We start from the raw sequence: 12,620 nt of genomic DNA, 5'->3' as shown, positions 1-12,620 counted from the left end.
GCCGATACACCACAAGATACTACTCCACAGAACGGTGGCGGGAACATGGGCCCGCCACCGTTTTTGTGCCCTCACAACTAGCGCCTGCGCTTCTGAAAACTAGAGCTGCGAGGGCATAAGAACATCAAGAAGAGGAGAAACCGCCCGGGAGCCTTAGCTCTCGGGCGGTTTCTTTAGAGGTTTGCCGTCTGGCGGCTGTACCTTAGCCGTCTGGCGCTATACCTTAGGCGTCGTAGATGATGACGTCCAGGGTACGGGGGCCGTGCACGCCCTCCACGCGGATCAGCTCGATATCACTGGTTGCCGACGGACCGGAAATCATGGTCACGGGGCGGGTGTAGGTGATACGCTCGATCGACTCGGGAACCAGCTCCACCACGGTGGAACGGGGCACCACGCAGATGTGATGGTCGGGCACCAGGCTGATGGCGCGGCGACCCTCATCGGGGTTGGTGTTCAAGAAGATCGTGCCGGTCTCTGCACAGGAGACGGTCGAACCGGTGACCACAGCGTCAACTGCGTCCAGTTCTTCCAGGCTCAGGCAACCGGGCTTGAGGGTGCTACCGGAGTCGGTGACGTGCTTGCGGTCAGCGGTGTCAGCCGGCAGCCACTCCATGTTCAGGCCCTCGGGAACCACGTAGGTGGACTTTTCACCCAGGCGCTCTGCGATGACCTCGGAGATGTTCTCCTTGTTCGCGTGGAACACGTTTGCCTTGTAGTCAATGAGGCGGTCGACGAGCATCTCAATGGTCTGCTCTTCGTTCAGCTCGCTGACGCGGCGGTAGTTACGTACGGGCTCGGGGGCGACGGGTGCGTCAGCCAGGGACGAGCGGATACGTGCGAGGATATCTTCCTTAGCAGAGGACATTAGTTGTTCTCCTTAGCTTCACGGGCTGCCTGGGCGTCCATAGCGGCCTTGGCGTTTGCTGCCGCCTCAGCGACCTTACCCTTGTTTGCCTCGATGAGGGCCTGAATGTCAACGCGCTGTGCGTTATCGCGTGCCGGAGCCTTGCCCTTCTCCTTCTTCCACCAGTTGCGGAAGGATTCCTTGGGGGGCTCGGGGATGTCGCGGTAAGCGGTCCAGCCGCCGACGATACCGGGAACAGCGGTGATCTTGTGCTTGCGGCCGCTGATCAGGCGGGACATGGGCAGACCACGCTCTGCAATCGACATCATCTTGCCGGAGGTGAAGAGCTTCTTCGCGCCGAGCATCATGCCGTCCATCTGCGAGAAGGGAGCCTTCTTGTTGCCTTCGAACTCGCGGACAGCGTGCTTGGACTCGACATCCTTAGCGCGCAGGTGCACGAGGACCTCGGGGAAGTTAATCTTCACGGGGCAAACCTCGTAGCATGCGCCACAGAGGGAGGATGCGTACGGCAGAGAGTTGTTGTGCGCAGCCTCAATACCGGAGAGCTGCGGGGACAGAATCGCACCAATGGGACCCGGGTAGGTGGAGCCGTAGGCGTGACCGCCTGCGCGCTCGTACACGGGGCACACGTTCATGCAAGCGGAGCAGCGGATGCAACGCAGTGCCTGGCGGCCCAGCTCATCAGCCAGAACGGCGGTACGGCCGTTGTCGATGAGGATGACGTGCATGTTCTGCGGGCCGTCACCGGGGGTCACACCGGTCCACATGGAGGTGTAGGGGTTCATGCGCTCACCGGTAGAGGAGCGGGGCAGCAGCTGCAGGAATGCCTCGTAGTCCTGGAAGGTGGGCAGGATCTTCTCAATACCCATGAAGGTAATGAGGGTGTCGGGCAGGGTCAGGCACATACGGCCGTTACCTTCGGACTCCACGATGGTCAGGGTACCGGTCTCGGCAATACCGAAGTTGGTACCGGAGACTGCCACGGTGGTGTTCAGGAACTTGTTGCGCAGGCGGTTACGCGATGCCTCTGCCAGTTCTGCCGGCTCATCGGTGATGTCCGGGTTGATACCCTCAATTTCGCGCAGGAAGATGTCGCGGATTTCGCGGCGGTTGCGGTGAATTGCGGGCACCAGAATGTGGGAGGGGCGGTCGTGGCCAAGCTGGACGATTTCTTCCGCGAGGTCGGTCTCAATAGCGTTGATGCCGTTTTCCTCGAGGAATTCGTTCAGGCCGGTCTCTGCGGTTGCCATGGACTTGATCTTGATGATTTCGTCCACGCCCTGCTCGCGAATCAGGTCCAGAGCGATCTGGTTTGCCTCGGTGGCGTTGCGTGCCCAGTGCACGTGGCCGCCTGCGGCGGTGAAGTTACGCTCGAACTGCTCGAGCAGCTCGGGGAGGTTTGCCAGAACGTAGTTCTTGACGGACTCACCGGTGTTGCGCAGTTCCTGCCAGTCGGGCAGTTCGCCGGTGACCTTGGCGCGCTTGTTACGGATCGCGTGGGTCACGAAGCGCAGGTTGGAGCGCAGCTGCTCGTTCTTGAGCTCTTCCTTCGCGTACTTGGGGAAGGGGGTTTCTTCGAAAATGTTGCCCTCGCCGTAGTGAACGACCTTGGGCATACCAAGCTGAATAGCGGTCATGAGGTCTTATCTTTCCTTAGGCGATTGAGAGCTCGAGGTGCTCGGCATCAATCTTGAGCGGGTTTTCCTTGGTGGAGGCGAGGATCTCAGCGAAGTGGATGGTCTTCACGTCGGAGCCGCGACGGGAGAGTGCGCCACCGATGTTCATCAGGCAGGAGCAGTCGCCACCGGTGCAGACGGATGCGCCGGTTGCCTCGACGTTGTCGGCCTTGTCGTTGACCATTGCGCCGGAGACGTCAGCGTTCTTGAAGGAGAAGGTACCGCCGAAGCCACAGCACTGATCCATGCCCTCGATCTGGGTGTACTTGATGCCTTCAACGGTGCGGACCAGGTCCTGCTGGCGGGTGCCCAGGCCGAGCATGCGCATACCGTGGCAGGAGCTGTGGTAGGTGACGTGCTCGGGGAAGTAGGAGCCGAGCTGCTCAGCAGCGTTGGTGATACCGAGGATGTCGATCAGCAGCTGGGAGAGCTCGAAGGTGCGGGAAGCGATCTGCTCTGCCTTCAGAGCCAGTGCCTCGTCGCCGCGGCTACGTGCGACCATTGCCTGCTGGTGACGCAGGGAGCCGACGCAGGAGCCGGAGGGTGCAACAGCAACGTCCCAGTCCCAGGAGTCGAATGCCTCGACGTGGTTCTTGATGACTTCGTAGCCGTCATCGAAGTAACCGGAGTTGACGTGCATCTGAGAGCAGCAGGTCTGGTTCGGGGGGAAGACAACCTCGTGGCCCAGGCGCTCAAGAATTTCGACGGTGGCGCGTGCTACGCGGGGGTACATGCCGTCAACGATGCACGTGGAGAAGAGTGCAATGCGCATGACTTGTCCGTCCTTTCCTCTGTGTTCAGAGTTTCTCGGTCTCACCGCCTGCGTCTGGGGCAGGCGGGGCACAGTCCGAACAAGTTCGGTCTTCCAAAGAAGCGACTCAGATGTATTGAGTCGGGGAAGCTGGGCCGGATGATTCCGGCTAATGTGCGCGCCCCAAGTGGAGGTGGGATGCGGTGGGATCAGAAACCGTGGTGATGTCTTTTATCTTTCTAGCCATTTAACACCGTTGGGCGGCTTTTCTCTAGTTGGAATAGCACATACTTTCCTTGTTAAATAACCGGTTAGGTCGACCTGACCTTAAGGTATATTTCCCTACCTTCCGGTACATGTGACCTCATCTCCCATGCACCCCCCGTAAGACCCCTATATTCTTTTCGCAGATTGAACATTTATCAAACACACAGAAGTGGACCATAAACCCCCTAGAAATCCGCCGTTCTGAAGATTTTATGATTGTTTTATGGGGCTTTTCCTTTTTAAAACAACATTCTTTTCGGGTATATGCGTCCAAATGAAGACTCTCCCCTGGGTAAACCAATGACCCATACACCCAACTCGTGATGTATCTGAAAATATTCGAGTTTCAGAACCTGGAATTAACTATCAGAACCGCAATATTTCGGCAGTTTCACTGGAAGCGAGCCCAGGTTCCGGTCGCCTTCCACAAAAATGAGTCAGGTCACTTTTGGTGAAACACCACATTATCCGGTACTCTTCTAAACATGCGATCAATGGTCTGACCACATCCCCATGCAGGGAACAATGACCCGTTCCCCAGCGGGATTATCTATGGTCTGACCACACACAAAACACACCCTGAACCAAAGGAGTTCCAGTGGAAACTTATACCGCTGTAACCAATGCAGTGGGAGGTAGCCTCGGCCTCAGCGCACTCGTGGCAACCATTCCCCTCCTCACCTTCTTTGTGATGCTACTGGGCGTTAAGGCACGCGCTCACTGGTCCGCACTCGTGGCACTGGCAGCATCCATCCTCGTAGCAGTCCTGGGCTTCCACATGCCCGCTGATCTCGCCGGTCTGAGCGCCGTCCGCGGTGGCATCTACGGCCTGGTCATCTGCTGGGTTATCCTCGGTGCAATCTGGTTCTACCAGCTCACCGTTCTCTCCGGCCGCTTTGAAGATCTGCGCCGCGTCTTCGACCGCCTCGGCGGCGGCGACCTGCGCATCCAGGCTATCCTCATCGCATTCTGCTTCGGCGGTCTGCTCGAGGCACTGGCTGGCTTCGGCGCTCCCGTTGCAATTACCGCAACCATGATTCTCTCCCTGGGCGTTAAGCCCCTTAAGGCTGCTGTCACCGTTCTGATCGCTAACACCGCACCCGTGGCATTCGGCGCAGTTGCTGTCCCGATTACCACCGCAGCTGACGTTGGCGGCAAGGACGCACACGTTATCGCAACCATCGTTGGTCACCAGGCTCCGTTCCTGGCAATGCTCGTTCCGCTCATCCTGCTCGTCATCCTTGACGGTATGAAGGGTCTGAAGGACGCATGGCTGCCCGCACTGATCATCGGTGTCTCCTTCGCAATTGCACAGTGGGTCACCGCTGCTACCCCCGCATACAACCTGACCGACGTTGTTGCTTGCATCGTCTCCATGGGTGTTGCTGTTGTCTTCCTGCAGTTCTGGAAGCCGCGCGGCGTCGCAGGCGTTCGTGAACGCTACGGCCTGCCCGCACAGGCTGAAGAGAAGGAAGCTCTGCCCGCCGTTCGCGTCTGGATGGCACTGCTGCCCTACGTCATCGTCGTTGCAATCTTCGGTGTTGCTAACCTGCACGCTGGCCTGAAGGCATGGCTGAAGAGCTTCGTCATCAAGATTGATATCCAGGCTCTGAGCTCCCGCCTCGTCACCGCTGACGGCAAGCCCGTCAAGGACGCTGTCTACAACTTCGCGTGGATGTCCAACCCCGGCACCCTGCTGATCATCTCCGGTCTGGTTGTTGCGGTCGTCTACTTCTTCTTCAACGAGAAGGGCCGCTACGCCTTCAACTTCCCGGCAATCTTCACCGAGTTCGGTTCCGTTGTCTACCGCATGCGTTGGTCCATCCTGACCATTGCTTCGGTTCTGGCACTGGCATACGTCATGAACTTCTCCGGTCAGACCATTGCTATGGGTACCTTCCTGGCAGGCCTGGGCACCGTCTACGCGTTCCTCGCACCGGCTCTGGGCTGGATCGGTACCGCTGTGACCGGTTCGGACACCAGTGCGAACGCACTGTTCGCCAAGCTGCAGGTGTCTGCTGCTGAGAACCTGCAGCACGCAGGTATCCACGGCGCAACCCCCGAGCTCATGCTGGCTGCTAACACCACCGGTGGTGTGGTCGGTAAGATGATCTCCCCGCAGTCGCTGGCTATTGCTGCTACCTCTGTGGACATGGAAGGCAAGGAATCCGACATCCTCAAGGCTGTCCTCCCCTGGTCCTTCGCTATGCTCCTGTTCGTCTGCGTCCTGGTCTTCCTGCAGACCAACGTTCTGTCCTTCATGATTCCCTAATCTGAGGCTCACCCCTTAGAGAGTTCTTGAGGTGAAAGCCTCAAGGGCCGTAGGACATTCGCCCCGGTATTTTCCGGTGGCCACGGCGGGGCGGCGAACCTTCTCGGTTCCGCCGCCCCGCTTTTTATGTCCTGACCACTCAACGAATAGCCCGAAATATCTCTGAATTAACTCTGAGATATCTCAGGCGCAGAGTATTTCTTTTCGTTATCCGCCTCGTTATCAGGAGAGATTATGCCTCGTTCTTATGACGATACCCAGCCTGCTGAGGCGCCCCCTGCGGTTGACCGCCAGCCGATTCTGGCGGACCGCAGCTACAGCATCATCCTGGAGAACTTTGAGCGGCGCCTGCGCCTGGGTGAGCTGCGTGTGGGCGATAAGCTCCCCTCCGAGCGTGAGCTGGCGGCGCGGCACGGTATTTCCCGCCCTTCGGTGCGTGAGGGCCTGCGCGTTCTGAACGCGCTGGGTCTGATTCGTTCCAGTACCGGTTCGGGGCCGAAGTCGGGCGCGATTATCATTTCTGAGCCGTCGGATGCGCTCAGCTGGGCGCTGCGCATGCACATTGCGACCCGTAGCCTGCCGGTGAAGGACGTTGTCTCAACCCGTCTGCTACTGGAGGGCCCTGCGGCGCGTGCGGCGGCTGCCGCGCCGGACACCCCGGAGCGTGCGGCAGCGTTGGAGCGGGCGCGCGTACATCTGGCGGAGATGGATGAGCAGATCAGCGATGAGCGTTTCCATTTCTGCGATACGCGTTTTCACTATGAGCTGTCGAAGCTCGGCGGCAATATTGTGCTTGATACAGTGATTGACTCTCTGCACATGGCGACGATGAGTTATGTGCAGGAGGCGGTTCCTTTCCTAAAGGATTGGGAGGCGGTCAAGCGCACGTTGCAGCAGCAGCATTACGGCATTATTGAGGCGATTGCCTCTCACGATGAGCAGGCAGCCTATGAGCGGGTGTGCGAGCACATTACGTGGTTTTATTCGCTGTCTGACCGTGCTGCGGAGGAGCGGGCGCGGCAGCATCCGGCGCGGGATATTCTGCACGAGGATTTGTGCCACGAGAACGTACATGACGAAGACGTTCACGCCGGCTAGGCTTCGCCCCTCAATCGCATAAACCCACATAGCTAAAGGGCGGTGCCCCGGAAGAATGACCTTCCGGGGCACCACCCTTATGCGCCGAGCAATTATTTCAGCGGGGCAGTTATTGCAGCAGCTCAAGCGGCTGAACCTTCGTTGCCGCGTAGGCGGGCAATGCACCCGCCACGATGCCCACACCCAAGCCGAGGAAAGGAATCCCTAGGATAAGGGGCGGCAGAGATAGCGCCCAGCCGTTGAGAAGGCACACAACCCAGGAACCGAGAATACCGAGGATGAAGCCTCCAAGAGCGCCCAAGGCACCGAGGAGAGCCGCCTCCGCAAGGAAGCTGACCGCCACATCTCGCCGCCCCAACCCTAATGCACGGTTAATGCCGATTTCCCTGCGGCGTTCCCAGACCGAAATCTGCATGGTCATCACAATGCCGAAGCTTGTCGAGACGATAAGAACCACCAGAATAATGGTCGTAAGGGTTCGACTGTCTTTCGTCAAGGAAGCACGAAGAGTCACCGGTGAAGGCGGAATCTCAATGTTTGTATCAACAGGGGCGCGCTGCGGATCGAGTACCTGCTTGAGCTGTTCCGCGACCGTATCTGCACTTCCTGGATTCACGATAACGTCCATACCGCGTTGCAGGGTGTGGGCTTGCGGCAAGAAAGTGGAGGTGGTCGGCAGGATAAGAGCGCTACTGAGAGCAGCGTTTTTGCCGCCGTCACGGATAATGCCGAGCACGTAAGCTCGCATTCCGTTGACCTCAATCATGTTCCGCCCGGGCTCAGTACTGACCCCTAGCTCTTTCGCGAGGGCAACACCCAGATAGACGGTAGGCTCACCGGGGCGTTCGCGGGCAGGCTCCGAAAAGTGCCCTTCGACAATGTGCGCGCCTCGTGCTTTCAAACCTGCTTCTGAAACAATTGCGAGGGGTGTCTGTTGGCCCTCATACCCCGGCCTGTTGACCTGCGGACGCGTTGTCTGCGTATCGATGGTGACTGTACCGGCAGCTTTGACCTCTGGAACTTGGTTAACGCGCCAGAGCAGTTCATCCTCCGGTATATCCCAGGTCTGCGGCTGGAGGCGCACACCGAGCCGGGTGGAATCGTAACTGGCCAGCTGCGAGCTCGTGTTGAGCGCTGACGACTCGCTGACGCCCACCAGCATAATGATGGTGGTTGTTCCCGCGAGCATCGCCAATACCGTGAGCAGGTTGCGGCGCCAACGGTGAACAACTGCAAGGAGAGCGTAGTGAAGGTTGTTCCTTAGCATCTATCCTCCCCTGACAACGGGTTCTTTGAGCGTTTGGTGGGCCGGTTCTTCGGGGCTAGCGAGTTCGGGGCTAACGAGCATCCCATCGACCATGTGCAACTGCCGGTCGCAGCGAGCCGCGATATCGGGTTCATGGGTGATGATGACCAGGCTTTGCTTCTCCGCACGGCCGGCGAGGAGCAGATCCAACACCTTGTGAGAGTTTTCAGTATCGAGGTTTCCTGTAGGCTCATCGCACAGCAGGATGCGCGGGGCGCAGGCTAACGCACGCGCAACCGCGACTCTTTGCTGTTCACCACCGGACATATTGCGTGGAAGAACCTCCAAACGGTGCCCTAAACCCACCTGTTCGAGTGCCTGCAACGCACGCTGATGTGCTTGACGGCCCGGTACGCCGCGCATCCGGAGGGTGTGAGAAATGTTCTCGGTGGCGTTCAGATGAGCAATGAGGTGGTACGCCTGGAAGACGAAGGCAATATGCTCACGGCGCGCCACAGTTCGTTCGGCGTCGCTGGCGGTGCCCATGTTTTGGCCCAATATTTTCAGCTCACCCTCAGAGGGCTGATCGAGTAGCCCGATGATAGAGAGGAGCGTAGATTTTCCGCTTCCGGAGGCGCCGGTAATGGCCACCGATTCGCCTTCATGAATGCTGAGGGTCGCGTTTTTTAGCGCCCAGGTGGCGGGCGGGAAGAAACGCGCAATATTGTGGCACTCGATATTAGGTTTTGAGGCGGTAGCGCTCGCGGGGAGGGCACGTTCTGTCTCGTGATGAGGCATTTTAGCGCTCCTTCAGCTTTACGACGGTGCCTGCCTTGAGTTCTGCTGCGGGGTTGACGAGCTCGCAGATTCCGGCGGAGCATACACCGAGGGTGACGGGAACGCTCTGACCGTTCTCCAGGGTGATGGAGTGCGTTCCGTTTTCTTCGGTTTTGACGGCGGCTTCAAGCACTGCGAGGGCGTTTTCAGCGCCTCGGTTGAGGGTGACGGTTGCCTGAAAATGCGTTGATGCCGTCGTGTTTTCCGGCAGGTCGATTTTGATGGGGTAGCGTTTCCGTGCGGTAGCTCCCGGTGCGGAGGTATCGCTGTTAGGTCGCGCGCTGTTCTGCGCACCGTTGGAGGCACCTGCGTTAGCGCCGCCGTCAGCGTTAGTTGAGCCTTCGGGTGTGAGGGCCGCACCCAGGGTGCCTTCGAGCGGACTTCCGTTATCGCTAAGAATCTGGACTTTCTGTCCCTCAGCGAGTTCATTGCTGAGAGCGCTACCGTCCGCGGAGAGCACCAGACGGTACCCACCTGCAGATAGGGTGCACAGCGCCGGAGTTGAGGTTTGGCCTTTGGTGCCGCAGCTGTTGTCTACGGTGTATTCATTGCCGTCAGCGAAGAGGTATTCAGAGAGCGGCAGTGCGGTGCTGTAGCGTCCTTCTTCGGTTCGGTCAGTATCCCCGGGAGGGTAGTAGCCACGATCCAGGTAGAAACGGTAGACAGCGTTGGCGGTTGCTTCGCCGTAGTTTCCTTCCTCATCCCAGATACTGTAGCCGAGCGATTCTAGAGCTTCTTGGAGCTGTTTAACGTCATCGCCGCGAGCGCCTACGGCAAGGTCGCGGTAGGCGGGGATGCTACCTTTGAACGCAATGATGGGACGCTCGTTGATAGTAGTGATAATTGAGCCGTTACTCAGCTGGGTACCCGCCTTGGCGCCGTCCCTGGTCACCACTCCTTGAGGGGTTCCTACGGTGTAGCTTCGGGCGGGTGACACACTGACTTCTCCCGAGTATGTGCGGGTAACAGTCTGCGTGCTGATTCGGGTTGTTAGTTGCGCGGCGCGGGATGGCTGCGCATTGGACTCAACATTGGTGCGTAGCCCCGTATTAAGCGCGTAGATGGAGAACCCGCCGGTGATGACGAGCAGAATGACGAGCACCGGAAGCAGGTAGGCGCGTACGGTTGCCGTCATGGCGGCGCGGCGGGGGTTTTCTGAACTCTGCTGCGTGTTCATGGGTTCACCTTTCTACGGTGAAATATGGGGCGGGACTAGGGGTAATTGCTGAGGGTAACAACGTGGCGGGGGCTGAATAAAAGGGTGTATCCTCTGCTCTCATCCGCGGGTGAAAGCGGTTGAGAGCAGAGGACCGATAGAAAAATCTCGCTAGAAAATGTCCAACGAGGAATCAGCGTTTACTATTTGCCGTTGGCTAGTTGCCGTTGAGTAGAGCTGCGGCGCGCTCCTGGGCCTGACGCTCGATATCGCGTACTTCAAGGATGAGCGGCTCATGCTCATTGAGCCAGGTCGCCGCCTTTTCGTAGTAGATATTCTGTGCCTTAGTCAGAATCCCAGTGGATTTCTGGCAGTTGTAGTCGGCGTGAGCTAGGGCCTGCTCTTCCGCATTGGCGGCTACATTGGCTGCCTTGTACTTACCCCAGGTTTTCTCTGCGTAGCTGGGAGCATCTCCGAAGTGCTGGATATCGGTGTATCCGCTTTCTTTCATGCATGCACCGTAGGTGGTGTCATTACGGTAGTATTTCCCCATTTCTTCTACTGCGTTATTTTTGGATCCACCCACGATGAGCTCGTTAATGAAGTTGATGTATTTGAGGTAGTTTTCTGCTGAGCCAAAGACAGCCTCTGCCGCACGTCCCAGGCATGAATCTGTTGCCATGCCGGTCTGGGAACCGTTACTCATCGTGATGGTAACGGTTTTGCTGTCTGCGGCTTGGGGGTCGCCTTGAAATGCTTTCCGATATGCCGGGTTTTCCATCGCGGGTGCATTGCTGGAGCTAGCGTTGCCCTGCCGGGTGGATAAGTACCCTTGGGTGGCCGCTTCTTCGTTGGCGAAGTGGGCGTCACTCATCGCAAGTTCATGAACGGAGCTGCCGTCAATAATGTTCTGGCTACCGGAGTAGGTGAAGGACTTCTCACTCATGCACTTTTTGACTTCGTTAACGAGGGCCACGTTAATGTCCGGGGAGGGATTCTCGTAGCTTGCCAGGACATTGCGAATGTCTTGCTTAACTTCAACGGTGGTGGAGCAACTCGATACGCCCAGGCAACAGGCAATACCGATAAGGGCGAGGGGTGTGAAGGGCTTCTTTGCCATGGACTTCACCTTTCTCAAACATCATTGATGGGCGAGAATCGGCAGTGATACGGGCGTATCGTGGATGCTACCTACAGACCTGCTATATGGTGTGAACCTGCATTTTGTGGAGTAGAAGCGTAGTGAGCCGATTACTAACATGATAGAGTGCTACCTCCCCCCCCGTACAACAGATACACAACATATATTTATGACGTATAGCACCTATAAGAATGCATGTAATAGGGCTTATGAGTTAAAGGGCGGTGCCCCGGAAGAATGACCTTCCGGGGCACCGCCCTTTAGCTATCTCTAAGACTTATTTCAGCCCGAAATATAGAGTTTAGAACTTCGTGCCGGTCAGACGCTCATACGCCTCAACGTAACGGGCACGAGTCTTCTCCACAACCTCCTCAGGCAGGTGCGGCACGTTATCCGAACCGTCCCAACCCGCTTCCGGGGAACGCAGCCAGTCACGCACATACTGCTTATCGAAGCTCGGCTGTGCACGACCCGGCTCGTACTGGGTCGCATCCCAGAAACGCGAAGAATCCGGAGTCAGAACCTCATCACCCAGGGTGATCTCGCCGCGGTACGAATCAGTACCGAACTCCATCTTGGTATCCGCCAGAATAATGCCCTGCTCGCGAGCAATCTTCTCGGCAGTGGTGTACAGGCTCAGGCTCAGCTCCTCCAGGCGCTCACCCACCGGCTGACCCACCTCAGCGTACAGCTCCTCACGGGTCACCAGCTCATCATGCTCACCCACCTCAGCCTTACCGGTCGGAGTGAAAATCGGGGTGTCCAGGCGGGAACCATCCACCAGACCCGCAGGCAACTTTACACCAGCAATCTCACCGGTCTCGTTATACGCCGCCAAGCCCGAACCAGTCAGGTAACCGCGCACAATGCACTCCACCGGGAACATGTTCAGGGAGCGGCAAATCATTGCTCGACCAGCCACAACATCCGGAACGTCAGTGGACAGCACGTGGTTCGGAACCTGCTTAAGCTGCTCAAACCACCACAGGGACATCTGAGTCAGAATCTTGCCCTTATCCGGGATCTCGGTGGGCAGAATACGGTCAAAAGCGCTAATACGGTCCGAGGCAACAACCATGACCGAACCGGCACGCAGCTCAGCGTCATCATTGACGGTCAAGCCGGTAGCGTCAAAACGTTCCTCATTCGGAACATACAGGTCGCGGACCTTGCCGGAATAAATGTGAGTCCAGCCCGGGATTTCCACGGGGTTAGAACGAGAAGTCATGAGAATTTCTCCTGATGAGGTGGTGTGATGTGGATGCAAAAAGTCTGTGTAATTACAATACCGCGACAGGCGCGGCTCCC

At 57.8% G+C, this 12,620-nt stretch carries 10 protein-coding genes; 2 read left to right on the top strand and 8 right to left on the bottom strand.

Features of this window, described 5'->3' with window-relative positions; all coding sequences use genetic code 11:
• Positions 1 to 223: 223 nt before the first annotated feature.
• Genes RQ593_RS01000 through RQ593_RS00990 form a run of 3 tightly spaced genes read right to left on the bottom strand, consistent with a single transcriptional unit; the run spans position 224 to position 3,316 of the window.
• Positions 224 to 868: an LUD domain-containing protein gene (locus tag RQ593_RS01000; protein ID WP_311449567.1), complete on the bottom strand. Its 645-nt coding sequence runs from the start codon at positions 866 to 868 to the stop codon at positions 224 to 226.
• Positions 868 to 2,505: a LutB/LldF family L-lactate oxidation iron-sulfur protein gene (locus tag RQ593_RS00995; RefSeq protein ID WP_311449566.1), complete on the bottom strand. Its 1,638-nt coding sequence runs from the start codon at positions 2,503 to 2,505 to the stop codon at positions 868 to 870. Before RQ593_RS00995 ends, RQ593_RS01000 begins: the two co-directional genes overlap by 1 nt.
• A gap of 16 nt (positions 2,506 to 2,521) precedes the next feature.
• Positions 2,522 to 3,316 (bottom strand): (Fe-S)-binding protein, encoded by a 795-nt coding sequence (locus RQ593_RS00990; protein ID WP_049327463.1) that lies wholly within the window; start codon positions 3,314 to 3,316, stop codon positions 2,522 to 2,524.
• Between the two features lie 844 nt (positions 3,317 to 4,160).
• Here RQ593_RS00990 and RQ593_RS00985 point away from each other — a divergent pair.
• Positions 4,161 to 5,834 (top strand): L-lactate permease, encoded by a 1,674-nt coding sequence (locus RQ593_RS00985; protein WP_311449565.1) that lies wholly within the window; start codon positions 4,161 to 4,163, stop codon positions 5,832 to 5,834.
• Between the two features lie 234 nt (positions 5,835 to 6,068).
• A complete protein-coding gene (locus RQ593_RS00980) occupies positions 6,069 to 6,932 on the top strand; it encodes an FCD domain-containing protein (RefSeq protein WP_311449564.1) in 864 nt (287 codons plus the stop codon).
• Between the two features lie 109 nt (positions 6,933 to 7,041).
• Here RQ593_RS00980 and RQ593_RS00975 read toward each other — a convergent pair whose 3' ends face one another.
• The 5 genes from RQ593_RS00975 to RQ593_RS00955 all read right to left on the bottom strand — a co-directional run bounded on the left by RQ593_RS00975 (position 7,042) and on the right by RQ593_RS00955 (position 12,540).
• Positions 7,042 to 8,199, bottom strand: coding sequence for an ABC transporter permease (locus tag RQ593_RS00975; protein ID WP_311449563.1), 1,158 nt, complete (start codon positions 8,197 to 8,199; stop codon positions 7,042 to 7,044).
• A complete protein-coding gene (locus tag RQ593_RS00970) occupies positions 8,200 to 8,976 on the bottom strand; it encodes an ABC transporter ATP-binding protein (RefSeq protein WP_311449562.1) in 777 nt (258 codons plus the stop codon).
• 1 nt (position 8,977) lies between these two features.
• Complete coding sequence (locus tag RQ593_RS00965; protein WP_311449561.1) at positions 8,978 to 10,192, bottom strand: peptidoglycan-binding domain-containing protein; 1,215 nt, start codon at positions 10,190 to 10,192, stop codon at positions 8,978 to 8,980.
• Between the two features lie 196 nt (positions 10,193 to 10,388).
• Positions 10,389 to 11,291, bottom strand: a complete 903-nt coding sequence (locus RQ593_RS00960) for an adenylate cyclase (protein ID WP_311449560.1) — start codon at positions 11,289 to 11,291, stop codon at positions 10,389 to 10,391.
• A 322-nt stretch (positions 11,292 to 11,613) separates the two neighbouring features.
• Positions 11,614 to 12,540, bottom strand: coding sequence for a phosphoribosylaminoimidazolesuccinocarboxamide synthase (locus RQ593_RS00955; RefSeq protein WP_049351957.1), 927 nt, complete (start codon positions 12,538 to 12,540; stop codon positions 11,614 to 11,616).
• Between the last annotated feature and the right edge of the window lie 80 nt (positions 12,541 to 12,620).

Source organism: uncultured Rothia sp. (assembly GCF_963507905.1).
Taxonomy (GTDB): domain Bacteria; phylum Actinomycetota; class Actinomycetes; order Actinomycetales; family Micrococcaceae; genus Rothia.
The sequence above is the reverse complement of the archived record's forward strand: the minus strand, read 5'-3'. Positions and strand labels throughout refer to the sequence as shown.